The 25,865-nt window shown below is 56.9% G+C and carries 18 protein-coding genes; 8 read left to right on the top strand and 10 right to left on the bottom strand.

The genetic code is table 11. The features are described from left to right. Positions 1-3: 3 nt before the first annotated feature. From E3E12_RS01265 to E3E12_RS01235, 7 genes are all read right to left on the bottom strand, one after another. Complete coding sequence (locus E3E12_RS01265; protein WP_141442694.1) at positions 4-624, bottom strand: DNA-3-methyladenine glycosylase family protein; 621 nt, start codon at positions 622-624, stop codon at positions 4-6. A 53-nt stretch (positions 625-677) separates the two neighbouring features. Next, positions 678-1,382 (bottom strand): nitroreductase, encoded by a 705-nt coding sequence (locus E3E12_RS01260; RefSeq protein ID WP_141442693.1) that lies wholly within the window; start codon positions 1,380-1,382, stop codon positions 678-680. 208 nt (positions 1,383-1,590) lie between these two features. After that, positions 1,591-2,280: a respiratory nitrate reductase subunit gamma gene (gene narI / locus E3E12_RS01255; protein ID WP_141442692.1), complete on the bottom strand. Its 690-nt coding sequence runs from the start codon at positions 2,278-2,280 to the stop codon at positions 1,591-1,593. Continuing rightward, complete coding sequence (gene narJ, locus E3E12_RS01250; protein ID WP_141442691.1) at positions 2,274-3,011, bottom strand: nitrate reductase molybdenum cofactor assembly chaperone; 738 nt, start codon at positions 3,009-3,011, stop codon at positions 2,274-2,276. Before narJ ends, narI begins: the two co-directional genes overlap by 7 nt. Further along, positions 3,008-4,594: a nitrate reductase subunit beta gene (gene narH, locus E3E12_RS01245; RefSeq protein ID WP_141442690.1), complete on the bottom strand. Its 1,587-nt coding sequence runs from the start codon at positions 4,592-4,594 to the stop codon at positions 3,008-3,010. Before narH ends, narJ begins: the two co-directional genes overlap by 4 nt. Then, positions 4,591-8,391 carry a nitrate reductase subunit alpha gene (locus E3E12_RS01240; RefSeq protein WP_141442689.1) on the bottom strand — a complete coding sequence of 1,267 codons (3,801 nt, stop codon included), beginning with the start codon at positions 8,389-8,391 and terminating at the stop codon, positions 4,591-4,593. The genes narH and E3E12_RS01240 overlap by 4 nt, the downstream gene beginning before the upstream one ends. 30 nt (positions 8,392-8,421) lie before the next feature. Then, positions 8,422-9,789: an MFS transporter gene (locus E3E12_RS01235; RefSeq protein WP_240810530.1), complete on the bottom strand. Its 1,368-nt coding sequence runs from the start codon at positions 9,787-9,789 to the stop codon at positions 8,422-8,424. A 548-nt stretch (positions 9,790-10,337) separates the two neighbouring features. Between E3E12_RS01235 and E3E12_RS01230 the strand changes: the two genes are divergently transcribed. The 8 genes from E3E12_RS01230 (at position 10,338) to E3E12_RS01195 (ending at position 19,327) form a co-directional block, all read left to right on the top strand. Continuing rightward, positions 10,338-11,873, top strand: coding sequence for an alginate export family protein (locus E3E12_RS01230; protein ID WP_141442687.1), 1,536 nt, complete (start codon positions 10,338-10,340; stop codon positions 11,871-11,873). Between the two features lie 125 nt (positions 11,874-11,998). Further along, positions 11,999-12,439: a hypothetical protein gene (locus E3E12_RS01225; protein WP_141442686.1), complete on the top strand. Its 441-nt coding sequence runs from the start codon at positions 11,999-12,001 to the stop codon at positions 12,437-12,439. Between the two features lie 266 nt (positions 12,440-12,705). Next, positions 12,706-13,563: a hypothetical protein gene (locus E3E12_RS01220; RefSeq protein ID WP_141442685.1), complete on the top strand. Its 858-nt coding sequence runs from the start codon at positions 12,706-12,708 to the stop codon at positions 13,561-13,563. A gap of 76 nt (positions 13,564-13,639) precedes the next feature. Then, positions 13,640-14,056 carry a hypothetical protein gene (locus E3E12_RS01215; protein ID WP_141442684.1) on the top strand — a complete coding sequence of 139 codons (417 nt, stop codon included), beginning with the start codon at positions 13,640-13,642 and terminating at the stop codon, positions 14,054-14,056. Positions 14,057-14,092: 36 nt separating this feature from the next. Continuing rightward, on the top strand, positions 14,093-14,515 hold the full coding sequence (locus E3E12_RS01210) for an EamA family transporter (RefSeq protein ID WP_141442683.1): 423 nt from the start codon (positions 14,093-14,095) through the stop codon (positions 14,513-14,515). Continuing rightward, positions 14,506-14,925, top strand: coding sequence for a hypothetical protein (locus E3E12_RS01205; protein ID WP_141442682.1), 420 nt, complete (start codon positions 14,506-14,508; stop codon positions 14,923-14,925). The genes E3E12_RS01210 and E3E12_RS01205 overlap by 10 nt, the downstream gene beginning before the upstream one ends. A gap of 225 nt (positions 14,926-15,150) precedes the next feature. After that, the gene (locus E3E12_RS01200) at positions 15,151-16,236 is read left to right on the top strand and encodes a site-specific integrase (RefSeq protein ID WP_141442681.1); all 1,086 of its coding nucleotides are present in this window, start codon (positions 15,151-15,153) and stop codon (positions 16,234-16,236) included. Positions 16,237-16,759: 523 nt separating this feature from the next. Continuing rightward, positions 16,760-19,327, top strand: a complete 2,568-nt coding sequence (locus E3E12_RS01195) for a TonB-dependent receptor domain-containing protein (protein WP_141442680.1) — start codon at positions 16,760-16,762, stop codon at positions 19,325-19,327. A gap of 55 nt (positions 19,328-19,382) precedes the next feature. Here E3E12_RS01195 and E3E12_RS01190 read toward each other — a convergent pair whose 3' ends face one another. The 3 genes from E3E12_RS01190 to E3E12_RS01180 are packed head-to-tail and all read right to left on the bottom strand — an operon-like array spanning position 19,383 to position 25,825. After that, on the bottom strand, positions 19,383-22,610 hold the full coding sequence (locus E3E12_RS01190) for a type I restriction endonuclease subunit R (RefSeq protein WP_141442679.1): 3,228 nt from the start codon (positions 22,608-22,610) through the stop codon (positions 19,383-19,385). Between the two features lie 45 nt (positions 22,611-22,655). Continuing rightward, entirely contained in the window at positions 22,656-24,011 is a 1,356-nt protein-coding gene (locus E3E12_RS01185) for a restriction endonuclease subunit S (RefSeq protein WP_141442678.1), read from the bottom strand. Beyond that, the gene (locus tag E3E12_RS01180) at positions 24,008-25,825 is read right to left on the bottom strand and encodes a type I restriction-modification system subunit M (protein ID WP_141442677.1); all 1,818 of its coding nucleotides are present in this window, start codon (positions 25,823-25,825) and stop codon (positions 24,008-24,010) included. The genes E3E12_RS01185 and E3E12_RS01180 overlap by 4 nt, the downstream gene beginning before the upstream one ends. Positions 25,826-25,865 lie beyond the last annotated feature (40 nt).

Raw genomic sequence — 25,865 nt, 5'->3', positions numbered from 1 at the left:
CCCTCAAGCGCGTTTTTTGGCAGGGCGCGGCAAATGCCAAAGGTACCATGAAGCCACTGTGCGGTGGGGCGCCCAATTTTGCCCCACTGCGCGCAGGGCGGCGGGCGTTGGTGCCTGCGGCAGGTTTTTGAGCAGGCGGTAGCCTTCCCGCACCCCGTAATCATCCACAGGCAGGATATCCATCCGGCCCAGGCCGAATATCAGCACTATCTCAGCGCTCCAGCGTCCAATGCCTTTGAGGGTGGTCAAGCATGCCACCAGTTCCTCATCAGCCATGGTGCGAGCTGCGGCGCTGGAAGGTACCAACCCATCCAACGCCCCTTGGGCGATGGCCTGCAGCGTGGCCGCTTTGCGCGCTGAAAAGCCACAGGCGCGCAAGCTTTCAACAGGCATGGTCAGAAGCTTGGCAGGGGTGGGGAAGGTTCCACCAGCACACGCCACAAGGCGTTTGAGAATGGCATCGCCTGCTTTGGGGGTCAGCTGCTGGTAAGCGACTGCGCGCGCCAGGGCCTCATGCGGTTCACGCCCTGCGGGGGGGCGATGGGTGCAGGGCCCAACGGTTTTGATGGCCTTGGCCCAATCGCTGTCCAATCCTTGCAAGAAATGTGTGGCCGTTCTGTGCATGTTCCTGCTGGGCTAGCGGGGGCAAGGCTAGGGGCGCTGACCCCCGTAGTTCATCAAGAGTGGAAAGTGACGCTGTCTTTAAGCGGTGCACGGCCAATCTTGTAAACGCTGTTGGCAGGGGCTGTCATGTCTGGATAGCCGAAGGACACCCCGAAAAGCATTTTGCTGTTTTCATCAATGCCCAGAACCTTGCGGATGGTGCCAGCGTAGAACCCCAGATAAGTCTGTGGGCACCCACCCAGGCCATGGGCTGCCAGCGAAAGCAGGAAGGTTTGGCCGTACATGCCAAGGTCACCTGCTATGCGGACGTCATCGCCCACCTGTGGCATGAACAGTAGCGCCACGTGGGGGGCGCCAAAAAAGGTGTAGTTGCGCCACATGACGTCACGCCGCGCGGCCTTGTCCTCACGCGGGATGCCAAGGGCTTTGTAGTACTCCGCCCCCTGGTGCTGGGCGCGCGCCTCGTAAAGGGCTGGGTAATCCGTGCGCGCGAAGGTGAAGTCAGGCGTGCGGTGCCCAATCTTCTCCTCAGCTTGGATGGCGGCGCTCAGCTCATCACGGGCTTTACCGGAAACGATGTGCATCTGCCAAGGTTGCGTGTTGCATTGTGAAGGGGTGTGCTGGGCGTCTTCAAGCACAGAACGCAGAACATCATCAGGCACAGGGTCAGGCTTGAAAGCGCGCAGGGCGCGCCGCTTGCGCACCAGTTCATGGAAAGGCGCTTCCAGGGGATTGGTGGTGTGGTGCGGTGTGGTCATGGACAACCTCCAGTTCCAGAAACTGGCCCCAACCCGGCCAGGCTGGCGCCACGGGCGCTGCCCGCCCACACAGCCAGCCACCTTCTGGCTATGGCTGCAAGAAGGCACAATTTCATCACCACGTTACAAATTCCCCCTTTCAAACTGCCAAAAATGCGCTTTGTCCTCTTTTTAGCCGCCCCTCAAGGGGCTTCGGGGAATGGCGCCTTCACTGCTTAGTACGTGGCCAGGAACGGGTAATTTGGGGTGGGCGCGCCAAGTAGGCAACGCTGGCAAAGCCACTCCAGACGTGGACAAGGCGGCTGAAGGGGAACAGGACGAACAGCGTCATGCCGCACATCATGTGCAGACGGTAAATCAAGGGCACGCCAACCATGAAACCTGCGGCAGGGTGCAGTGTCACGATGGCTTGCGCCCAGTCGGCGAGCTGCATCATCAAATGTCCGTCAGCGTGGTGCCATGAGAAGGGGATAGTGGTCAGGCCCAGGCACAGCGTCATGAACAGCCATCCCAGGATGATGAAATCCATCCAACGTGACGTACACCTGATGCGCGGATCCATAAGGCGGCGGTGAATGAGCAGCGCCAAGCCAACTAAGGCCATTGTACCCATCACACCGCCCAGCCCCATGGCCAGCAATTGCTTGCAATGGGCGGAAAGCCCCAAGGATTGGTAAAGCCAATGGGGTGTCAGCAACCCCACACCATGGCCAGCGAACAGACCAAGCACCCCCACATGGAACAAATTGCTGCCCAACCGCAGGCTGCGCGGCCTGAGGAGCTGTGACGAATCGGCCTTCCAGCTGTAAGGGGCGTGGTGGTGGCGCAGGAAACTGCCCAGGAGGAACACAGTGAGGGCCACATAGGGGTAAACCCCAAAACAGATCCAGTTCAGCATAGCGTTGCGTTTTCCCTGTTGGCTTTCCCGTTTTCCCCATGGGGAGCGTTGGCAGGTCTGCCATGATGGCGGACATGGGGGTGGTGGGGCTGCTGGCCCTTGGGGTTGCAAGGCGCTTTGTTGAAGGTCACTGGATCTTCTTCCCATTCCCTGTCCAGGCGGGCGCGGTCAGCCTGCCCCAAAGGGTTTTCTGGTGGGGCGGTTGGGGCTGCCACAGGGGCTGCGCCTGCCATTTCCAGCAACAGTGAGCACGGCCGCCACCATGGGCTGCCACATTGGACCAGGTTCTGGGCGATGTCGCGCACTAGGTGCGCTACCTCAGCTAGCAGAGGTTGGGCCTCAGCCACTGGGCAGCGCGACAGGTACTCCAGGAAAGCCGGCAGGTAATCGGGCAGTTCCCCATTAACCATGCCAAGACCGGCAGCATTGTACATCGCCAACAGATCCACCATGGCCTGCCCACGTTCCCGTGATTGGCCGTGCACATGTTCAAACAAATGCAGCGAAGTGCTGCGCCTGCATTCGAAAACGCTGACATGGGCTGCTTCCAGCGTCAGCAAATCAGCGTGGCCCAGCCAAGCCAAGAACGGGCTGATGTCCGTTTGGAAAGGGCCTACCGCTGCCAGGATAACCTCCAGACCGCTAAGATTGGCCAGCAAGACCTCATCTGGGTAATGCAGGAGAAGGGCGAGAGCCTTCAAAGCCCGCTGGTCCAAGTGGATGGTGGTCATAGGGCGCGCCCTCCCCTGGGTGTGTTAGGGCCGCTTTGACGTGGTTTGCCGAAAAGGCCTGAACCACCGCCACTTTCAAGGCCGCCAGGGCCGCAATTGAAGGCGAAGCCAGAGGCCCCCTTCATGTGGAAGGCCCTGCCAGCGTATTCACGGTGGGTTGTGGGCACCACAAACCTGTCCTCGTAGCGCGCAATGGCTAGGCAATCATACATGGCAAGCGCTGTGGAGGCCGTCAGCCCAGCTTCCGCCAGAACGTGGATGGCCCGCTTTGACGCCGCATCATCAGGGTGGGCCTCTGGTCCAGCGCTTCCCAGCTCTTGGGGGTTTTGGGTGCGGGCGCGCATGAAATGGCGCATGGCCAGCATTTTGCCAAGCGCCGCCCGCACGGGCGCTACATCGCCAGCTGTCAGGAGGTTGGCCAGGTAGCGCATGGGTATGCGCAGGGCGTCTAGGTCAGGCAGGACACCAGCCATGGGTAGGTCGCCTGCCTCTGCTGCTTTGCTGATGGGGGAGAGGGGGGGCACGTACCAGACCATGGGCAAGGTGCGGTACTCTGGATGAAGGGGGAAGGCGATCTGCCAATCAACGGCCATTTTATAAATGGGGGAACGGCAGGCTGCCTCCACCCATTCAGCTGGGATGCCAGCCTGCAGGGCTGCAGCCTGCACCGCAGGGTCATGGGGGTTGAGGAACATGTCCAGTTGCGCCTGGTGGAGGCGCTTGGGGTCCGCGACCACGGCGGCTTCGCCAATGCGGTCGGCATCGTACAGCATCACGCCAAGGTAGCGAATGCGCCCCACGCAGGTTTCAGCGCACAGCGTTGGCACGCCACCTTCAAGGCGCGGGTAGCAGAAAAGGCATTTCTCTGATTTGCCGCTTTTCCAGTTGAAGTAGACTTTTTTGTACGGGCAGGCTGAAACGCACAGGCGCCAGCCCCGGCACTTGTCCTGGTCTATTAGGACGATGCCGTCCTCCACTCGCTTGTAGCCAGCACCTGCCGGGCAGGCCGCCACGCAGGCTGGGTTGAGGCAATGTTCACACAGGCGCGGCAGGTAGGCCATGAAGGTCTCTTCAAACTGGCCATAGATCTTTTTCTGCACGCCTTCGAAATTGTGGTCGTTTGAACGCTGGCTGAAAGGGCCGCCCAGCATATCCTCCCAGTTGGGGCCGGACTTGACGGCCATCGCCCCGCCCGTCACCAGGGAATGCGGGCGCCCCACAGGCGGCGCTTTGGAAAGCGGGGCTTGCTGGAGGTGGCCATAATCGAAGGTGAAGGGATCATAGTAGTCGTCCAGCCCCGGTAGGTTAGGGTTGGCGAACAGCTTGGAGAGCAGCCGGGCGCGGTTGCCCATGGCCAAGCGTAGGCGCCCTGCCTTGTCGCGCCGCCAGCCACCTTTCCAGCGCCCCTGGTCTTCCCAGTTGGTGGGGTAGCCAGTGCCTGGCCTGGTCTCGACATTGTTGAACCAGGCGTATTCAAGTCCAGCACGTGACGTCCAGACGTTTTTGCAGCTCACCGCGCAGGTGTGGCAGCCCAGGCATTTATCTAGATTCAGCACCATGCCGATTTGCGCGCGCACTTTCATGCTTTTGTCTCCTGCCTTTCCTGGGGGCCTTCAAGCCAATCCACCTGCGCCATTTTGCGCACGGTCACGAATTCGTCACGGTTGCTGCCAACGGTGCCGTAGTAGTTGAAGCCGTAGCTCAGCTGCGCGTAACCGCCGATCATGTGGACGGGGTTGGGCACAACGCGCGTGACGGAGTTGTGCAGGCCGCGGCGTTTGTTGGCTTCCGCGCCCGGCACGTTCAGGGTTTTTTCCTGGGCGTGGTACATCATGCTCATGCCTTCAGGCACGCGCTGGCTGACGACGGCGCGCGCAGCCAGGGCGCCGTTGCTGTTGAAGGCCTCAATCCAGTCGTTGTCAGCCACGCCGAGGCGGGTAGCGTCCTTTTCAGACAACCACACGGTGGGACCGCCACGGCTCAGCGTCAGCATCAGCAGGTTGTCGCCATAGCTTGAGTGGATGCCCCATTTCTGGTGGGGGGTGATGAAGTTCAGCACCAGCTCAGGGTGGCCGTTGGGGGCAACGGGGCGCCCCTGGCCATGGCTGCCCAGGTTCAAGGGCGGGCGCCATGTGCAGAATCCAACGCCAAAGGCGCGCATCCATTCATGGTCCTGGTAGAACTGCTGGCGCCCTGTCAAGGTACGCCAGGGCACCCCTTCATGAACATTGGTGTAGCTGGCGCAATAGGTGGTGCGCGCTGATTCAATGCCGCTCCAAGTGGGGCTTGTGATGACGCGGCGTGGCTGGGTCTGCAGGTCGCCATGGGTCATGCGTTCATCAGCGCGGCCCTGGGCCAGGCGCGCCAGGTCCCCGCCCGTTTTGCGCGACAGGGCCTGCCAGGCGCGCACAGCCACAGCCCCATTGGTTTCAGGGGCCAGGCTCAAAATGACCTCGGCAGCGTCCAGGTCGGTTTCAATGCGTGCGCGCGCCGATCCGGTGGCACTGTCAGTGGTGCCATTGAACGCCTTCAGGCGCTCGATCTCAGGCCATGTGGGCCAGGAAATGCCTTTGGTGCCATTGCCACGCTCCGCCAGGAGGGGGCCAAGGGAGGTGAACCGCTCATAAGTGCGGGGGTAGTCGCGTGCCACCACTGTGAAGTTGGGCATGGTGCGCCCTGGCAAGGGAGCGCACTCCCCCTTCCTCCAGTCCAGGGGACCGTCAGGCTGGGCAAGCTCCCCCGCTGTGTCATGCAGGATGGGGGTGCCGACAACGTCCTCCTCCTGCCCAAGCCAGCCTGGGCACAGCTCGGAGAAGCGTTTGGCCAGGCCTTTGAAAATGTCCCAGTCGCTGCGTGCTTCCCAAGCTGGCTCCACAGCTACGGTGAAGGGATGGATGAAAGGGTGCATGTCCGTGGTGTTGAGGTCGTTCTTTTCATAGAACGTGGCTGTCGGCAGGACGATGTCTGAGTAAAGGCATGTGCTGGACATGCGGAAATCCAGCGTGACAAGCAGGTCAAGCTTGCCCTCTGGCGCTTGGGGGCGCCACACCACTTCCTCTGGCTTGGGGGCGCCGGTGGTGCCGATGTCCCCTCTCATCAGGCCGTTGCGGGTGCCTAGCAGGTGCTTGAGGAAATACTCATGCCCCTTGCCTGAAGCACCCAGGAGGTTGGAACGCCACACGAACATATTGCGGGGGAAGCTCTCTGGGCTGTCTGGGTCCTCACTAGCGAAGCGCAGTTCCCCTGATTGAAGGCGCGAGACCACGTAATCACTAACCTCCATGCCCGTTTGCCGCGCCTGGGCTGCCACGTGCAAAGGGTTGGCGTTGAGCTGGGGCACGGAGGGCAGCCAGCCCATGCGTTCAGCGCGCACATTGAAGTCGATCATGCTGCCTGTGAAGCGGCTGCGGTCCGCAAGGGGGGAGAGGAGGTCAGATGGCGACACTGTCTCATAGCGCCATTGGTCAGTGTGGGCGTAGAAAAAGGAGGTGGCGTTCATTTGCCGGGCGGGGCGGTTCCAGTCCGTAGCAAACGCCAAAGGCTGCCACCCAGCCTGCGGGCGCAGCTTTTCCTGCCCTACGTAATGGGCCCACCCCCCACCAGGCTGGCCCACGCAGCCACACAGGAGGAGCATGGCGATGATCGCCCTGTAGCTCATGTCCATGTGGTACCAGTGGTTCAAGCCGGCACCCATGATGACCATGGAACGGCCCTTTGTGGCCGCAGCGTTAGCTGCGAACTCCCGCGCTATGCGGATGACCTGCGCGCGTGGCACGCCGGTTATGGCCTCCTGCCAGGCAGGGGTGTTAGGGGTGGTGGCGTCATCATAGGACGCAGCCCCATCCCCATAGCCTCTGTCGATGCCGTATTGGGCGGCGTTCAGGTCAAAAACGGTGGCCACGTAAGCTTCACCCGTGGTGGTTTGCACGCGTTTGACCGGCACAAAGCGCCGCAGAATGCGGCGAATGCCCTGCCCGCTGCCTTTTTGCTGGGGGGATGGGCCCTGTCTACCACCGCCCTGGTTCTCGTCAGCGCCACCTTCGCCGCTTTCAAAGCAGGGGAACAGCACCTCAAGTAGGTCGTCACGGGTGTTTTCCAAACTCAGCAGCGGGTGCAGTTCCTGGCCGCCTGATGTTTCAGGTCGCAGGCTCCATTTGCCTTGGTCGGGGCCAGGCTGACCATTCTCCTCCTGCCCCCAGCGGAACCCGGCGGACCCTTGGGGAATGGCCAGGTCCCCTGTGGCCTCATCCACTACAAGCGTTTTCCACTGGGGGTTATTGCCCTCCCCACCAGCGCCTGGCAGGTCGGCTGCGCGCAGGAAGCGCCCAGGCACCCAGGCGCCATCCTTGGCCTCCAGCAGTACAAGCTGGGGCATGTCTGTGAAGCGGCGGCAATAGTCGGTGAAGTAAGGGTCCTGCCTCTGGATGTGGAACTCATTGAGGATGACGTGGCCCATGGCCAGTGCCAGCGCCGCATCCGTGCCTTGACGGGGGTGGAGCCATTCATCGCCGAACTTCGTCACCTCAGCATAGTCAGGGGTCACGGCAACGACTTTGGTGCCGCGGTAGCGTGCTTCCGCCATGAAGTGGGCGTCTGGGGTGCGTGTCTGGGGTACGTTGGATCCCCAGAGAATGAGATAGCCTGAAGCGTACCAATCAGCTGATTCGGAGACGTCCGTCTGTTCCCCCCACACCTGGGGGCTGGCTGGGGGAAGGTCGCAGTACCAGTCATAGAAGCTCAGTGCAGCCCCCCCAATCAGGGAAAGGTAGCGCGTGCCAGCGGCGTAGCTGACCATGGACATGGCGGGGATGGGGGAGAACCCCACGATGCGGTCGGGGCCATGGGTGCGGGCTGTGTGGATGTTGGCTGCAGCGATGATGTCGTTGGCCTCCTCCCAGCTGATGCGTACCAGGCCACCAAGGCCCCGTTCACGCTGGTAAGACCGCACCAGTTCCCTGTCCGCCATCATGGCCTGCCAAGCCGCCACGGGCGGCAGTGCCTTGCGGTGCTGGCGCCACGCACGCACTAGTGAGGCGCGCGCTAGGGGATGCTTAATGCGGTTGGGGCCGTACATGTACCAGGAATAGGAGGCACCGCGGGGGCAGCCGCGCGGCTCATGGTCTGGCAGGCCAGGGCGGTTGCGGGGGTAGTCCGTCTGCTGGGTTTCCCACGTGACGATGCCGTTTTTGACGTAGATCTTCCAGGAACACGACCCTGTGCAGTTCACCCCGTGGGTGGAGCGCACCACACGGTCATGCTGCCAGCGGCTGCGGTAGGCGTCCTCCCAGCCGCGCGGCTGCGTGTCCGTGCTGCCCCACCCGCGGGAGAAGGTCTGGCGCGCTGGGGTGAGGAACCGCAGCTGGTCAATAAAATCAGTCATGGGGGTGCCTTTGTCCAATGCCCAGCCAGCTCAGCAAGGGGTGGTGGTGGCGCTGCGCTGGTAGAAAAACCAAGTGATGACCATGCAAGCGCCATAAAGCGCGATAAGGCCAGCGAAGGCAGGGGCTGCGCTGTGGGCGTGGGCCAGCGAGAAACTGAACCCCTGGGGCAGCAGGAAACCGCCATAAGCCCCAATGGCCCCTGTGAAGCCCAGAACGGTGGCGCCTTCCCTGGTGCCTTCGATGAGGGCGGCTTTGCGCCCTTCCTCCCCATTGGGGGCTTTGTTGAGGCAGGCGCGCAGGAAAACCACCGGCATCATTTGCGAGCAAGCGCCATTGCCAATGCCTGAAGCAGTGAACAGCAGCATGAACATGGCGAAAAACCCCGCAAAGCTGCCCCCGTGCCCAGCATGGGGCATGAAATGCAGCACGCCCCCAATCGCCACGGCCATGGCGGCAAAGCTGCCTATAAGCACCCGGGAGCCTTTGAGGCGGTCAGCAAGCCACCCCCCAGCCACCCGCCAAAGCGACCCCAGCAAAGGCCCAAGAAAAGCGTACTTCACAGCGTTCACCGTGGGGAACTGCGTGTGCGTCAGCAATGGGAAAACAGCTGAAAAACCAATGAAGGACCCAAAAACCCCCAAATAAAGCAAGCACAGCACCCATGTGTGCAAACGCTTGAACACCACAAGCTGCTGGGTGAAGGACGCCCTGATGCTTGCGATGTCGTTCATGCAAAACCACGCCAGCACTGTGCAGGCCAGCAGGGGCGCAACCCAGATGAAGCCAGCGTTCTGCAGCCACACTGGCTGGACACCACGGGCTGTGTCCATGGCTTCAGGCGCGCCCCCCAATACCCCGAACAACGCGAAGCTGATGACGATGGGCACAATGAACTGCACAGCTGAAACGCCCAGGTTGCCAATGCCAGCGTTCAACCCCAAGGCGGAGCCTTTTTCAGCGCGCGGGTAGAACAAGCTGACATTAGCCATGCTGGAGGAAAAATTGGCCCCCCCCAGGCCGCACAGGACAGCCAGGGCCAGGAACAGGCCATAAGGGGTATGGGGATTGGTGACAGCCCAACCCGTACCTAGGGCCGGCACCAGCAGAAGCGCCGTTGAAAACGCCGTCCAGCGCCGCCCCCCCACAATGGGCACCATGAAGGAATAGACAATGCGCAGCGTGGCACCTGAGAGGCTGGGCGCCGCCACCAGCCAGAACAACTGCTGCATGGTGAAGTGGAAACCAACTTCAGGCAGGTAGACGACCAGGACGCTCCATATCATCCAAACAGCGAACGCCAGAAACAGGCACAGGACGGAAACCACCAGGTTGCGCCTGGCGACCTGGTGCCCTTCGCGGTGCCAAAAATCGGCATTTTCTGGCAACCATGTGCCCAAGACTTTTCCCACCGCCCCCTCCACTACAGCTGACAGGCCCCCGCCATGGGGCCAAAGCCAGGTGGGTCCAGTCGGAACGGGGAAAATAGGTGCAGTGAACTTACCCCCTGATGGGGCGTGCCATAACCAAAGTTAACCATAACCACTGGTTAATTTTATTTCACAGATTGGGGCTGATTCATTGACGAACGTTCATCATTACAGAGCGTTACTTTAGAAGACTAGCTGGCGGCAACAACAGCTGTGCTTCCATCCTGCCCTTTGGAAAAGCGCATGGGTGCACTTTGAATCACGCCACCACGGCCACGGTCCTTGATAAGCGCCTGCAACGCTGGCAGCCTGCTGCCTGCTGGTGCGCCGTGGCCCTGCTGGCGTTTGCTCCGGCAGGGGGCCAGGCAAAGGCTGCCCCCTCCACTGTTCATTCGGCCCCCGTTCAAGTAGTCCCACCTACGGCTAATTGGTTTGTTCAAGGCCACAACACAGGTTTTGGAAGCCCAACCCGTTACGGCATCCCGGCAGGCGCCCCTTTACCCAAAGGGAGCAAGGGGGTGGGACGAACCCTGAACCACATCAACATCACTTCAGGGGGCGCCATTTGGATTGGCTTCCACGGTGAGAGCCGCGTGCGCAACTGGTTTAATTCCCGCCCGATGCTGAACGCCTTTGGCGGCGGTGGCCACGACCCAGACGGCTTCTGGGTGCCTGGCAAAGGAGGCGCGCCCGGCCATTACACATCACCAGGGCAAGGTCCTGTGGCCAAAAGCCATAATGACGCGGGGCGTTTCTATGTACGCAACCTGCTGTCTGCCGATTTGCACTTGGGCCAGCATGTGCGCGTGTTTGGGCAGCTCATCAATGCGGACGCTGGCGGCTGGCGCCCTTATTTTTATAGCCCCATCTGGAACAAGGACCTGGACGTCCAGCAAGCTTTTGTAGAGCTGGCCGGCAGGGCGCCTGATTGGATCGGTGGCCATGGTGGCTTCATTTTCGGGCGCCAACAGTTCAGTGATGGGCCTGAATACCTGATTGGCACGCGTGAGGTGCCAACAGTGCCCCAATCCTGGAACGGCTTCAGGCTGTACCATTTCTGGCGGCAAGTGCGTGTGGACGCCTGGGACTTCGTTGCCACCAATGACATGCACAAAGGCAACAGCTTCTTCAAAGACACGGAGATGTACAATAATCGTCTTTACGGTTTCAACACCACCATCGCCCTGCCAAGCCGCAAAGGGCTGGGCTTCCTGGAGCTTTTCTACCTTGGCTTCACCATGAATGGCGGTGGCCTTGACGGGAACTCCTCAGCAGCCACATGGATGAACCCGCGCCTGGGCAGCCAGCGCATTCCCGGTTCCACAGCGCGCAACGATTTCGGCTTCCGTTGGCACGGCACTTATGGAGGCCTGCTTTACTCGGTTGGCGGCATTTACCAGACAGGTACTTTCCATGAAACGCACAAAAGCCCAGCGCAGTTGAACGGCATGATGGGCTATGGCCCTGGGGGTTGGAATAGGCGGGGCTTTGACAATGGCTATGTGTCCGCTGTGGCAGGCAGGCGGCGCGCTGTGGAGGCTTTTTCAGTGAACACAACGCTGGCTTGGCGCTTCACAGGCAAGATGGCCTCCACCCTAGGGGTGCAGGCGGACATCTATTCTGGCGGAGGCGGCAACAGGCGCCAGGGCACCATCAACACTTACATCGCGCCCAATATTTCACTTGGGCCCAACCCGATGTACCTGGATCCCACAGCCTCTCTCAATGGCGCCAACCTCATCGGGGTGCAGCCCTTCTACCGCTTCAACGCCATTCCAGGGCGATTGAGCTTCAAAATCGCCGGTTCCGTTTTTTGGCGTTACAGCACCCATGATGGCCTCTACGCTTATTTGATGAGCGGCCTTCACACCCTAAGGCCATGGCATGGGCACTATATGGGGTTTGTACCCCGTGTGGAGGCGACAGCCACCCTGTGCCCCAACGTCACCTGGAATGGCTTCCTGGCCCGCTGGATGACGGGTCACCAGCTCAGCCGTCATGGCGGGGCTTCCTCTACCACAGCGGCGCAATCCAATTTTTTCTTCCATTTCTAAGCCACCACTGGCCTGGGGTTGAGATAGCAGTGGCCAACCAGCCTGAACTGCCTTAAAGATTCACCCTGATGCAGAGCGCCTGCGGCCCCCCTCCGTGGAAGGTGACCCAGGCGGATTGCCTGAACGTGAACAACCCAGCAACAGGGACAACCACCATGCCGCACCGCCAAATGTCCAACGAGGATTACCGCAAATACTTCAAGCTGCGTACAGACCGTGGCGACGTGTTCTCCGTGCGTGCCGTTGACGCCAAGCAGGACAACAAGCATGCCCGCGAGGAAGGCTTTGAGGTTATCTGCAAAGAGCTTCCCAACGACAATGTCCTGGTCAAGACCCCTCATGAAGCTGTGGCCATCTCATGGGCTAACATGGCCAATGAAGTACTGCACATGATGGAGAAGGACGGCGTGCGCGAGGACAAGATCCCCGTCAGCCATTTTGAGATGATGGCCAAGGCCCATGAAATCCATGGCCTGGATGCCAATATCGGCCAGCATGTGGCGCCGAAGGTCATTGAGCAGGTGGCGCATTTCTACAAGAAGCTCCAGGAAGCCGGCAAACGCTGATAATTGCAGGCCGTGGTGCTGGCTTTGGCCTCACGCCCCGGCAGCAAACAGCTTGTGAATGGCTGTGAATAACTGTGCCCCGGTTACCCTCCCCAAGGGTGGCCGGGTTTTTTTCATGCCCTACCCCCAGTAGGTGGGGTGGTTGGGTCACGCCCCAGCCCGTGGCATCATAGCGCCACAAGGCTGCCAGGCTTGAAGGTGGCCGAACCAAGATGGGCGTTGAGTGACGTCCTTTGCTGCCATTCATTGTGCGGGGTTTGTCAGCCATGTTTCACGAACAAGCCGTTCTGCGCGCTTTCAGATCTGTTGAAAACAAGGCCCGCGCCAGTAGCGCTGGACAGTGGCTGGGCCATTTCTTGCAGCCCTTGTGGCGCCGCGTTCTGGCTGGGTGCTTGGCTGTGGTGTTGCTTGGGTGGGGTGGCTTTGCGCTCTACCAGTCTGGCCTCCACTTTTACTGGCAGCGCCATGTTGAGGGCATAGAGCCTGGCGATGTGCTGATCCTGCATTTTGACAGTCCAGTCCAGTTCACGCGCCTCATCACGGCGGGGCCCCACAAGGGCGCCACCATGGTGCAGACGCTTTATCCCGCCACGGACATGGAGGGCCACAGCATGAGCGGCCATTTGGTTCTGGATGTGAAGCGCATAACCCTTAACCCCACCCACCCGGCTGACCTGGCCACCATGACGATCCAAACCACCATGAATGAAGGGCGCGACATCAACGCTGAAGTGTTCCCCAGCCTGGATTACAACGACCAGCTCATCAATGGCCCTGGCGGCATTTACATCCTGACGCCAGCCAGCCTGCGCCAGCGCGGTTTCGATTTCGTCAAAACACTGCCGCGCTCCCTGGTGGAGGAAGGCATCAATGACAGCGACAACAGCAACAACATGGACCCTACCCAGCGCGAGAAAATGCGCGAAGCCCAGCAAGAGAGCGACCACATGCGCGAAGAGCGCCTGGAGGCCGCTCGTGCGCAGCTCCAGCACAAAGTGGCCCCACCGCTCATGGCGGCACGGCGCAAAAACGCCACCCAGCAAAGCGCGCGCAAAACCAAACCTGGGCGCGTGCCCACCCAAAACCATCCACCAATTTCCCTGCCCCAGCGCACAGCACCCTGAGCGCGCCTGTGGCCTGCAGGCTGGCTTCTGCTATGAGGGGCAGCACACCATCACACATCTGTCGCGGAAGTAGGATTTGACGATGCCCCCCAAGCACATGCCCACCATCCTAACCACGTGGTTCCCCAACCGCACCCAACTGGCCCTGGCTCTCCTCATGGGTGGCAGCGCCTTTGGGCTGGCTGGCTGCATGGCAGACGTCCCAGCACCAGAGGACGTTGCCCCCACCCCTGTTTCAGACAGCGCCTACGCTTCAGAAAGCTGCGCCCAGCTGGCCCACACCGCCCTGACAACCGGTGACGCCTTAGCCAAGGAAACAGCCAAGCAGCGCCAGGCCTATAATCTATCCATTTGGGGCCCTGGCTCCTTGAGCGACAGCTATTCCATGGCTGAACTCAGCGGTAATGACGTGCGTGAGGCCCTCGCCCGCACCAAGGGGGAGATGGACGCCATCAACCGCGTTCTGGCCAGCAAACACTGCCCTGGTTCCTGAACAAAGGCGGGGTGGGGCTGATGAAAGAACGTTAACATGAGCATGTGGTTGCTTTACGCACTGCTTTCCATGGTGTGCGCTGGTTGCGTGTCCGTCATCGCCAAAATGGGGCTGGTTGGCGTCACCGCCAATGTGGGCTTGACGGTCAGAACGCTTTTCGTAGCCTTTTTCGTTCTGCTGTTCGCTGCCCTGGTGGTCCCATGGCGTGACTTCGCGCAGCTGCGTGGGCCCAACTGGCTGTGGCTTGGCGTTTCAGGCTTTGCCACGGCCCTTTCATGGCTGTTCTACTACAAGGCCCTCAAATTAGGGGACGTCGCCAATGTCGCCTTGATTGACAAAGGCAGCGTGGTGGTGGCCATGGTGCTGGCCGCCCTGTTCCTGGGGGAAGCCATCACGCCACGCATGGGTTTGGGGTGCCTCATCATCGTCATGGGGCTTCTGGTGATTGCATGGAAATAAAACCACTCTGCCTTGGTTTGGTCCTGCTGGTTATGGGTGTTCAGGCCAGCCACGCTTCAGCACGCACAGTGACCCCTCATGGCAGTTATCATGCCAAGGCCAAGGCCGCTTGTGCCAGCGCCAGCTCAGTGATGGTGGCGGGGGACGTCCAGGCCAACCTGGCTGCTGTGGCTGAAGGGCGGCTGCCCTGGGGGGCTGTGTGGCTTGAAAGTTCCACGCCCCGTGTTAGTGCCATGGCCACAGGACCGCTTTACTATCTGCGCTTGCCTAAAGGCGCGTTGGCGGTTCAGCCCGCCTGCCTACTGGTGCTGCACACCGCCCAGGCCACAGCGTGTGCTGTGGGGCAGGCCAACATGGTTCTGGTGCGTTTTCCAGACCGCGCCAAGGTGGTCCGCCTAGCCATGCCTTAAGGGTTGAAGGGCTTTTCCCTGTTGCTCACCAAACCTCCTACGGGAGGTTTTTTCACCCTTACACCTTGAGGTGTCTTTACATGTAAGAACCGATAATCGACATTACCAGAAGTCATGATTTCCCCTTAAATCCGCAGCGCAGCGCGGTTTTTGGTAACAAACGCTTTAAGCCCCAAAAGACTTTTTCAAGCCTTTCCAACCCTCAGCCAATCAGGGACCATCGCTATGAACACTGCCGCCCCACCACCTGACGGCATGGATGAAGACGCCAACCTGCCTGTCCCCACCCCTGACCACGCTCAGGAGGGGAACAGTGCTACCCTGGTGGAGGCCACCTCCACAGAGCTAGTGGCCACTGGGCAAGGCACTGCCGGCACAGCCCAACTAACAGTCACGGAGCGGGAGTGGCTGGATGCTTTCGCGCGCGCAGCCCTCGCCCCAGCCACACTGCGTGCCTATGAAAGCGATGCGCGCAGCTTTGCGCGCTGGTGCCGCAGGCGCAACCAGGAAGTGGCCCAAGCCAGCGCTGAACAAATCGCCGCTTGGCTGGCCGCCATGGCGCGCGATGGCCTGCGCGCCAGCACCATCAGCCGGGCGCGTGCAGGCGTGGCCTATGCTTACCGCGCCATGGGCCGCACAGACCCCAACCCCGCCCGCCATGAAGATGTGGACAGGATCCTGGCTGGCATCCGGCGTGAACTGGGCACCAGGCCAGAACGCCACGCTGCCATCCTGGCGGAGGACCTTGCAGCCATGGTTGCCTGCTGCCCCACGGAAACACTGCGCGGCAAGCGTGACGCCGCCATGCTGGCCATTGGCTTTATGGGGGCTTTCAGGCGTTCTGAACTGGTGGCCCTGGTTGTGGAGGATATCCTTTGGCGCACAGGTGGCGTGGTTCTGGCCATCAGGCGCAGCAAAACCGATAAAGTGGGCGCTGGCCAATCTGTTGGCATTCCTGATGGCCTTCATTTGAAGGCGCCACGCTTGCTCAAGGCTTGGCTGCGTGCGGCGCGCATCAAATCGGGGCCTGTTTTCCGTTCCATAGACCGCTGGGGCCATCTTTCAGAACGCCCTATGAATGGGCGCTCCGTGGCCAATATGGTGAAGAAGTACGCTGTGGAAGCGGGGCTGGATGCCGACATGGTCTCTGGCCACAGCCTGCGCGCCGGCTTCATCACTACAGCGGCCATGGCTGGTGTCAGCGCGCTGAAGATCGCTGACACGTCACGCCATAAAAGCCTTGATGTTCTGATGGGCTATGTACGCCAAGCCGACTTGCTGAAGGACAACCCCGGTTCAAGCTTCGCTTGATGGGTTTGGCCAATGGATGCTCTGGGCAGTGCCAATAATGTTGCGCTTGTGCAACAGGGTTGTTTTTCCGTTCAGTACACTGGCAACTACCCCTTGCCAGGCTCAGCACGCTGTGGCGGGATGGTGGAACCACGCCACAGTATGCTTGCCCACCACGGCTGGCTGCCCTGACAAAAGGACGTTCCCATGGCCCGCGCGCCTTTCAAGCCCGTTCTGCCACACCAGACTGAACAGCGCGCCGCCATGACCATGCCAGGCGTGATGATGCGAATGTGTTGCCCCGCTGCTTGAGGCAGCACAGCACTTCCTCCCTTCCTTAAAATCTGGCCATAAGGCCCCTTAGCCCCTTTGGGGGCTAGCACCACCAGGCGTTGCCTGTTTTGGTGGGGGCGAACCATGCGCCATGACGGCTGCCGCTTAACCACTAAGTGCTGCAGGCCTTTTCCGAACATGCTTCCAAAGCGTGGTAGGAAAAATGCGCCCTGCTGCCTGGGGTAAGGCCGGCTGCCTTGGGCACCGCATCATGAAACAGTTTCCACGCCATGGCTTCAGGCCATCCCGCCGCAACCACACCACGGCCCGTTACCTATCCAGCACGGCGCTGGCGCCAGCCTTGGGCACTGTGCTGCTCATCAGCTGCGCTGTGCCGGCGCCAGCCTTTGCACGCGCCAAAGGCATAACGGCACCACCCAAAGGTGCTAACCTTGTTTCCAATAACAGGAAAGCACACAGCCGGCGCCCCACCGCGCGCCTGCATGGCAGCAACCATACCTCTGCCCACAGGCGTCCCAGGCCCCATGACGTGAAAGGCAGCTTGGAGGCCCTCCATATCGGTGGGCGTCACAAGGCGCTCACTGGTTCTGAAAATGTCATCAACCGCAAAGTGCTTGATGATTTCGTCACAGGCACTAACCCTTTGCAGGCCCTTGCCCTCACCACGCCTGGCACTAATTTCACCAGTGCTGATGGGTTTGGCATGGACACGGCCTCAGACACATTTTATCTGCGCGGTTTCAACCTCACCCAACTTGGCGTGACGCTTGATGGCATCCCCATGGGCAACCAGATGTTCGCCAATGTGGGTGGTGCCTCCGTCAACCAGCTGGCCATCCAGGAGGACATCGCCTCCTTGGCTGTCAGCCAGGGCGCCGGGGCGCTGGACACACCGTCTGCCCAAACGCTGGGCGGTGTGCTGACCTATAAAACGGTGGACCCCACCAATAAATTCAAGGCTGACATCAGCCAGCAATTTGCCAGTTTCAGCGGCTACCGCACGTTCATCCGCCTTAATTCAGGTGTTTTGAATGACACGGGCACCAAGTTCTACGCTGCCTTCAACCGCACAGACCAGAACCTTTGGGCAGGCTATGGCTACCAAAAGGAATATGTGGGCAATTTCAAGCTCGTCCAACCCGTGGCTGATGTTGGCAAGCTGACCTTCAACTTCGACTACTCAGATTTTGATCAGTACAACGCGCTTGAAATGACCAACAACATGGAACATGTCCTTGGCTACAAGGGCAGCTATTTCAAGCCAAACTACCGCAAGGCCGTCAATTGGGCCAATTGCGTGGCCTTCAACCCCTCCTGCTCTGGCGCTGCTGTGGGCGCCCCTGGGCTGAGTGGCGATGAAGTCAGTGATGAAGCCTACCAAAGTGGCCAAATCCAGCGTGCCTACCTGACTGGCCTGAAGGGGGAGTTCCAGCTGGCCCCCAATGTGCGTTCCACCACACTGGGTTACGGCCAGGTGGCCAATGCTTGGTATGGCGGCACCATGCCTGGCTTTGTGACGCCAGCGCAGTTCCCCATGGCTGAATTCCGCCAGCACCCGGACATGAGGCGCATTGGCTTCACCCAGAATTTCGACATCCAGGCAGGCAAGCGCAACGCCATCAAAACGGGCCTCTGGTACCAGAACGACTTCATGGAAACCTACAACGACCTGCAGGCGGACACCCCCTCAGGCCCGCTTTCCATGATGCACCATTTGCACAAAAGCAATGACCAACACTGGGCGAAGGACATGACCAACACCAACACGTTCCAGTTCTACCTGCAGGACACCTTCACCATCACCAAGGGCATGACGTTCCTGGCGGGTTTCCGCTCCCTCACCCAAACCACAACGGGTGGCACCAAATGGGACCATTCAGCCCAGCTGGCGCGCCAGGGCTGGCAGCTGCCCTACAGCCACGCGGCCAATGGCAGCTTGACGGCTGCTGCGGCCTTTCTGCCGCATTTCAGCTACAACTACCATTTCCTCAAAAACCATGAACTTTACGCTGACATCGCTGAGAACATGAGGGCCTATGATTACAACGTGCAGTTTGGCAGCAGCACGCCGTGGTCTGGCCTTGGTTCGCGCAGCATCAGCGGTCAGAAGGTGTTTGAGCAGAACAAGAAGTCCCTCAAGCCGGAGCGCACTTGGACCTACCTTGTGGGTTACCGCTACACATCGCCCGTTCTGAATGCGGCTGTGGATTATTACCACGTTGATTACCAGAACAGGCTTGGCCCCATCACGTCTGGATCCATCACCAACCCGGTTAGCTCCTACCAGAACCTGGGCAAGGAAACCATGAATGGCGTTGACCTCATCGGCACCATCCATCCCTTGCGCCTGTTTGACGTGGACAGCGACACATGGGGCGATGTCGCCCTGACCAACAGTTTCAGCTACAACAATGCCACTTACCAGAACAGCCACCTGCCGCTGGCCACAGGGGCGGTGAACATCAAAGGCAAGCAGCAGGTCTACTACCCCAAGTTCATGTACAAAATGAACCTGCATTACAGGTGGCACAGGCTTTCAGCCAACTTCAACACTACCTACAGCAGCGCACGCAACCTCACCTACACCAACGACGTCAAAACGCCTGGCTTCTGGAGTTCTGAACTCACCGGGGCCTATGATTTCGGGCGCGTTGGCTTTGTGAACAACTTCCAGGCGCGCTTTGGCGTCACCAACCTGTTTGGGCAGCATTACGCTGGCGGCATCCATGGCGCTGCTGCCATCAGGGGGGATGACAACCCGGTCCTCTTCATGGCGGCACCGCGGGAGTTCTTCGGCACTGTTGCAGCCCAGTTCTAAAACGCCAGAGCTTTTAAAACTAAGCCCCTGTTTACAGGGGCTTTAGCCAGGATGATTAAGGGTTGATGCGCAGCTTATCCCAAAGCTGCCCATCCTGAACAAGCATAGAGATAAGCTTTTCCTTAATGCTTGCATCCATTAACGTTGCGGTGCTCATTTTCTGGTAACTTTCACCAGATTTTCTTAAATCCATAAGGGCTTGGGTTAAGCTTTTTTGCAGGTCAAGGGATTGCATAAAGCTATCTCGGCTATTGTGCAGGGCTTGGTCACGCAAAGTCGCATTCTGCATCATTGCTTTGGTAGCCTCCTGGATGAACCCTAATTGGTGTTCATTGCTGCATTCAGTGCCATAAAGTTGGTTAAGCTGCTGCAAAATCACCTCAAGGGATTTTTTATCAGCCTCATGCTGGCCACCAAGGCCAGCTTCACGCAGGCCACTTAACCCTTCACCTTGGCTTGGCTGCAAAATAAGCGCCTGCTTGCCACGGCTTTTAATATGAAGGTGCGTAAGCTCCAGTTCTGAAAGGTCAAGCACCTCCTGGTCGCGCTCAAATTTTAATAAGGGCGGCAAAAAGCGCGCTAAAAGAGCAAGCTTTTCATAGGATGTATCTTGGTAATTCCAAAGCTGGCTTAAAAAATTATAAGCACGGTAATAAGTGCCCAAATTCCTCCTAAAATCTTCAAGCTGCTTGATAACAGTCCGCTGGCGGTCTGCAGCAGCGCTATTGTCCTGCCCTGCTAAAGCATAAGCGTTTAAAGCTTGCTGCGCTTGGCGGTGCGCCTGCAGTAACGGATCCACAAGGGGGCGCAGGACTTTATCCACATTTTTGGGGGTAACATTGGGCTTATAGATCACTTTAACAAAATCATCTAATTGTTGATCATTAAAATAACCGCTGCTTTCCAACTTATGGGCCAGTTCCATAACCATTTCTGGTTTGCTAGGCTCAGCAAGTTCTGCATGCTCAAAATAAGTTTGGAATGCTTCCAAAATGGTTTCAGGTTTGTTGGTAAAGTCCACAACATAAGTTTGTTCTTTAGTGCCATAAGGCCCGCTATAACAACGGTTAAGGCGCGACAGCGTTTGCACAGCTTGAATACCAGAAAGGGGGCGGTCCACATACATGCTGCATAGCAATGGTTCATCAAAACCAGTTTGGAACTTATTCGCCACCACCAAAATGCGGTTACAGCCTTTACCAAAAGCTTCCCTAATATCTTGCCCTTGCAGTTCCTGCTGGTTAAGGGCGGCTTCTGTTAAAGGTTCAGCAATGCCGTGGGTGGGGGAATGCACTTCCCCTGAAAACGCACCCAGCACAGCTAGCGGGCCTTGGCCGCCCTGGCCATTATCCACCATCAGTTGGCGTGCTTTGGCTTCCTTACGCAGGGCTAACGTCCACAAAACAGCTTCTGGGCGGGAGCGTGTCACCACCATAGCCCGTGCTTGGCCGCTTAACAGGTTTTGAACCACCGTTGTGTAGTGATCTAAAATAATTTGCGCTTTGGTTTCAATCGTTTTGGGGTTTAAGCGCACCCAATTCAACATGGAATGGGTTGCTTTGCTGCTATCAACTTCGCGTTGGCCAGCATCATCCTCACTAAGGGCTAATTTAAAAGCCTGCCCATAAGACACCCAATTGTCCAAAACATTTAAAATAAAGCCTTCCTCAATAGCTTGGCGCATAGGGTAAATGTGGAACGGTGCTGGTTTGTTATCCTCGCTCACAGGCTGGGTGGGGTTTGGCTTCGTGCCAAAAAGTTCAAGCGTTTTGGCTTTTGGTGTGGCTGTAAACGCTAAATAGGAAATACCAGGGGCCTGGGCAGCACGTTGGCTCATATCCTGGCTGAGGATATCAGTTAAAATATCCTCCTCACTATCATCTGGTGTGATGATTTCATCGCCAACACGCGGGCCTGAAAGGACCTTTTTAAGTTGCTGCGCTGCTTGGCCTGTTTGGGATGAATGGGCTTCATCAGCGATAACAGCAAAGCGCTGCCCGTGCTGAGTACTGAGTTCAGCAAGTTTTTTAAGAACAAACGGGAATGTTTGAATCGTGCAAACAATAATGTTCTTTTTTTGCGTTAAAGCCTGGGCGAGTTCTTCACTTTTAGAACCACCAGCACCACTGACCGTAGCGACCATGCCGCGCACGCTTTCAAAATCGCTAATTTCATCAGCCAGCTGTCCATCAAGCACTTTGCGGTCTGAAACCACAACAACGCTATCAAACAGCTTTTGGTTTTGGTCATTGTGCAAATCAGCAAGCGCATGGGCCACCCATGCAATGGATTTGGTTTTACCACTGCCAGCTGAATGCTGAATAAGGTAGCGCTGCCCTGCGCCCTTTTGGCGCACATCCTCTACAACAGAACGCACCGCCATAAGCTGGTGGTAACGCGGGAAGATCCAACCCTTAATCACACCTTTGTTGGTTTTGGCAGGTTTAAGGAAACGGTCAAGAATTTCTAATAACGAATCTGGCGTTAAAACCTGCTGCCACAAATAAGCTGTGCCGTAGCCATCCTTTGGGGCTGGGTTGCCAGCACCACCTTGATTGCCTTGGTTAAAAGGCAAAAACACGCTTTGCGCACCATTAAGCGCTGTGCACATGGCCACTTCTGATTGGCTCACAGCAAAATGCACCACTGCACCCCCAGGCACGCTCAGCAATGGTTCTGCAGGGCGGCGCGGCGCTTTGGGTAGCCTATCTTGGCGGTATTGGCTGATAGCCTGCTGGGCGCTTTGGGTGAAATCTGATTTCAGCTCCATAGTAACAACAGGCACGCCATTAAGGCACAAAACAACATCAATACTGTTTTGGCTTTTTTGCCCTGCTAAGGGCTGCTGGTAATAAACTTGGCGCAACACACGCAGTTTATTAGCGTGGTAAAGTTTTAATAAGTCGGCGTTCAAGCTCAGTGCAGGCTTAAATTGGCATAGCTTAAGGGGGCGTGGCAGGCCAATAATCCTTACCCCCTTATGCAAAACATCTGAAACACCATAGTGGTCAAGCGCTTTGCGCACATGGGCACCCAGAACTCGGACTGCTTCTGCTTCGTTGTTCTCCAATCCCTTCATGGTTTTAAAGTGCTGCCATAAATCGGGTTGGCTTTCCTGCACCCAAGCGGCCAAATCTGCTGGATAAAGGGCTAAAGCAGCATCATAGCCCTGGCTGTTGCTGCCTTGATTGGTTAAGGGGGCCTCATAAAGCCAGCCCTCTTGGGCGAGGTCACGGCAGAGGGCATCTTCAAAATGCACTTCTTGGTGAAAATCTGTTGGCATGGCCTGCGTCCTTATCCACTCAACCTAGAGAAGCTTAGCGCTTTTTCAGCGTGAAGGGGTGCTTGAATCCGTACTCAAAGAGGGTTGAGGGGCCAAATTACGCACATCGATTTTGCCCGTAACAGCAGCGGAAATCAGTGCAGACCGCTTTTCTTTTAAAAGCGCGATGGCCTCTTGGGCAGCTTGTTTAAGCTCATCAATTTTCCCACATTCTTCATCCAAATAGGCCGCAATCGCCTTTTGTTCGGAGAGGGGAGGAAGAGGAGCTAACTGGCTACTTAACCCAAGCCAATCTATACGTGGCATTTTAGCTCCAAAACAAAGCCCATTGACTTGCTGTATGAAATCCTTAGTTAGGATAAAGAAATTAAGATATTTATTAAATAGTTTTGCCTCTTTGCATCGTATAACGATGAAATCCCCTATAGCCTCACCATTAAAACTAGCAATCCAAGATTTAGCTAGGTAGGGCCTTAATTTGCCAAACAAAATATCTCCCTTAATGAAATTTATTCCATTACCTTCAAATTCACTTTCTGTAGGTATATATCTACCTGTCCAGCCTTCAATGTTTTCAAGACCAATTTTTATTTCATCAACTGATGAACTCTTCAAACTAATTTGATTAACTAATTTTTTTAATGGTTTTACTTCCCAATGTGCGGGGATGGGGCCGATCCAGGGATGGCCAGAGGGTTTAAGAAGGGCAGCAGGGTTAAGGCCCTTGGTTACAGTATGGCTGATAAGGGCAGAGCGCTTTTCATCCAGCAGCGCCAGCAGCTCTTCCTGGGCCTTCACCGCTTCATCGATTTTCCCACATTCCACATCCAACCACCCCGCAATCGCCCTTTGCTCTGAAAGGGGAGGAAAAATTATAATAGCATTTTCAATTTTGTTTCGGTTAAGTAATAATGCACCATATATATTTGGCCTGGCATTATGAATTAAATATTCCGGCAGTGCATAATATGCCCATTCAATAGAAAAATTTGAGCCCGGCCTAAAACTTGCTATAGCTTCATTAGTATAGAGGGGAATTTTAGCAATGCTTACTAATCCGACACTGAGCTTAAAGGAAAAAAGCAATGAACCTTCCACACAAGGTTTCATGCCAAACTTCTTAATCGCTTGAAGAGTTATTTTTGTTTTTGCCTCAGAAATATATTTAGATTTAAGGTCAGAGATGTTAGCCCAGTTATAATCTCCACCATCATAGTAATCATCTTTACCACTGCTAGGTGTTTTACCTACAGTGAAAAATAATTCTTTTTTTGCTTTGCTTACAGCCCATCCTTCAGGAATAGCGCCAATCCAATCAGCGTTTTGGGGCAAGCCTGATGGTTTGTAAGCAGGGTAAGGCTTTAAGATCGAGTGGTGAGGGGTTTTAGGGTTGTTGCTCATGATGCCATCCCTCCCAAAAGCGCTGTAATGCGGGCTGTAACAGCCTGCAAATCAGCATCAATGTCCTTCAAGCTGCGTGGTGGTTCATAAACATAGAAGTAACGGTTAAAAGGGATCTCATAACCCACTTTGGTTTTGCTTTCGTCAATCCAAGCGTCAGGGGCATGGGGGTTTACCTCGCGTTCAAACCAGGTTTGAATATCCTCATTTAAAGGGATGGTTTCCGTATCACGCAAAGCACTATCGGCCAGGGGCTTACCCTTAGCTTTACCCCTTGTGCCCGTTTGCACAGTGCCATCTTCATTATAAAGCGGGCGTTCTACAGTTATTTGCCTAAAACCAAAGGCCTTATTCGGCACGATAACGGAAAGGGGGGCGAGCTTAACGCTGCCACCTTCGAGGGCTTGGGGTGGTTCTGTGCCCTCTGGCACAATCTGCATGGTTTCCTGACCAGTACTATCCACCAAGGTAGCGCGTTGGGCTGGTTTGGCCTGGTTATAAAGCGCCACCAATTCCCCCACCTGTTCTGGGGTGATTTCGCGGCGTTTAAAACCCAAGCTTTTGCGCATTTTGCGCCAGAAGCTTGAACCATCAATTAATTGCACACAGCCTCGGCGTTCAACAGGTTTGTGGTTGGTTAGCACCCAAACATAAGTTGCAATGTTTGTGTTAAAGAACATCTCCGTTGGTAAGGCGATAATGGCCTCCACCAAATCCTGTTCAAGAACATAACGGCGAATTTCAGATGAACTTGAACCTGCACCACCTGTAAAAAGCGGTGAACCGTCTAAAACAATACCAATGCGGCTGCCGCCATCGCTAACTGGCTTCATTTTAGCAACTTGGGTCAGTAGGAAGAGCAAGCTTCCATCAGAAATAGGTGGCAACCCTGGGCCAAAGCGCCCATCATAGCCTTTGTTTTTATGTTCATCCTCAATCGCTTTACGGGCGCTTTTCCAGTCCACACCATAGGGCGGGTTAGAAAGCATATAGTTAAAGCGCTGGCCTGTTAGTTTGTCATCTGAAAGGGTATTGCCAAGGTGGATATGCTCCACATTTTGGCCTTTAATCAGCATATCAGCACGGCAAATAGCGTAAGATTCTGGGTTTAATTCCTGCCCAAAAACATTCACACTGGCTGTAGGATTAATAGACTTCAAATAATCTTCAGCTACAGAAAGCATGCCGCCTGTGCCGCAGGCTGGATCGTAAATGGAACGGATAGGGGCCTTGGTTTGGGCCAGCACTGTGCGGTCTTCAGCAAAGATGAGTTCAACCAGTAATTGGATCACTTCACGTGGAGTAAAGTGCTCTCCAGCTGTTTCATTAGATGTTTCAGAAAAGCGCCTGATGAGTTCCTCAAAAATGCTGCCCATTTGGTGGTTATCCACACGTTCTGGGCTGAGGTCGAAACTAGCAAAAAGGGTAACAACATTATGCAGGATATTAGCTTGCGCTAGCGCACTGATAATGGAAGCAAACTTAAAGTGGTCGAAAATATCGCGTGCTTCAGGCGTAAAAGCAGCAACATAAGCGTTAAGGTTGGCTTCTAAATCGTGCGGTGCGCCAGCAATTTTAGTTAAATCAAGCGGTGATGTATTGGCAAAAGCTTGGTTGGCGGTGTTTTTAAGAACATCAATAGAGGGCTGGCCTTGCCAAAGCGGGTCCTGGGCTTCCTTTAAAACAGCTTCCTTAGTGGGGGCTAAAACTTGGTCTAAGCGCCGCAGAATGGTAAAGGGCAGAATAACCGTGCCATATTGGTGTTGCTTAAAATGGCCGCGCAAAGGGGCTTCCTTAGCCACGCGCCATATCATGGAGGAAAGTTCGGTAAATTGCGCGCTGCGTTCGTCTGGC

It is taken from the genome of Formicincola oecophyllae (genome assembly GCF_006542395.2).
Lineage (GTDB): Bacteria > Pseudomonadota > Alphaproteobacteria > Acetobacterales > Acetobacteraceae > Formicincola > Formicincola oecophyllae.
The sequence above is the reverse complement of the archived record's forward strand: the minus strand, read 5'-3'. Positions and strand labels throughout refer to the sequence as shown.

Excerpts from the sequence above, each read along its gene's own strand:
- E3E12_RS01265 (WP_141442694.1), bottom strand. The coding sequence starts at position 624 with ATGCACAGAACGGCCACACATTTCTTGCAAGGATTGGACAGCGATTGG.
- E3E12_RS01260 (WP_141442693.1), bottom strand. The coding sequence starts at position 1,382 with ATGACCACACCGCACCACACCACCAATCCCCTGGAAGCGCCTTTCCAT.
- narI (WP_141442692.1), bottom strand. The coding sequence starts at position 2,280 with ATGCTGAACTGGATCTGTTTTGGGGTTTACCCCTATGTGGCCCTCACT.
- narJ (WP_141442691.1), bottom strand. The coding sequence starts at position 3,011 with ATGACCACCATCCACTTGGACCAGCGGGCTTTGAAGGCTCTCGCCCTT.
- narH (WP_141442690.1), bottom strand. The coding sequence starts at position 4,594 with ATGAAAGTGCGCGCGCAAATCGGCATGGTGCTGAATCTAGATAAATGC.
- E3E12_RS01240 (WP_141442689.1), bottom strand. The coding sequence starts at position 8,391 with ATGACTGATTTTATTGACCAGCTGCGGTTCCTCACCCCAGCGCGCCAG.
- E3E12_RS01220 (WP_141442685.1), top strand. The coding sequence starts at position 12,706 with ATGTTTCACGAACAAGCCGTTCTGCGCGCTTTCAGATCTGTTGAAAAC.
- E3E12_RS01210 (WP_141442683.1), top strand. The coding sequence starts at position 14,093 with ATGAGCATGTGGTTGCTTTACGCACTGCTTTCCATGGTGTGCGCTGGT.
- E3E12_RS01205 (WP_141442682.1), top strand. The coding sequence starts at position 14,506 with ATGGAAATAAAACCACTCTGCCTTGGTTTGGTCCTGCTGGTTATGGGT.
- E3E12_RS01200 (WP_141442681.1), top strand. The coding sequence starts at position 15,151 with ATGAACACTGCCGCCCCACCACCTGACGGCATGGATGAAGACGCCAAC.
- E3E12_RS01195 (WP_141442680.1), top strand. The coding sequence starts at position 16,760 with ATGAAACAGTTTCCACGCCATGGCTTCAGGCCATCCCGCCGCAACCAC.
- E3E12_RS01190 (WP_141442679.1), bottom strand. The coding sequence starts at position 22,610 with ATGCCAACAGATTTTCACCAAGAAGTGCATTTTGAAGATGCCCTCTGC.
- E3E12_RS01185 (WP_141442678.1), bottom strand. The coding sequence starts at position 24,011 with ATGAGCAACAACCCTAAAACCCCTCACCACTCGATCTTAAAGCCTTAC.
- E3E12_RS01180 (WP_141442677.1), bottom strand. The coding sequence starts at position 25,825 with ATGATATGGCGCGTGGCTAAGGAAGCCCCTTTGCGCGGCCATTTTAAG.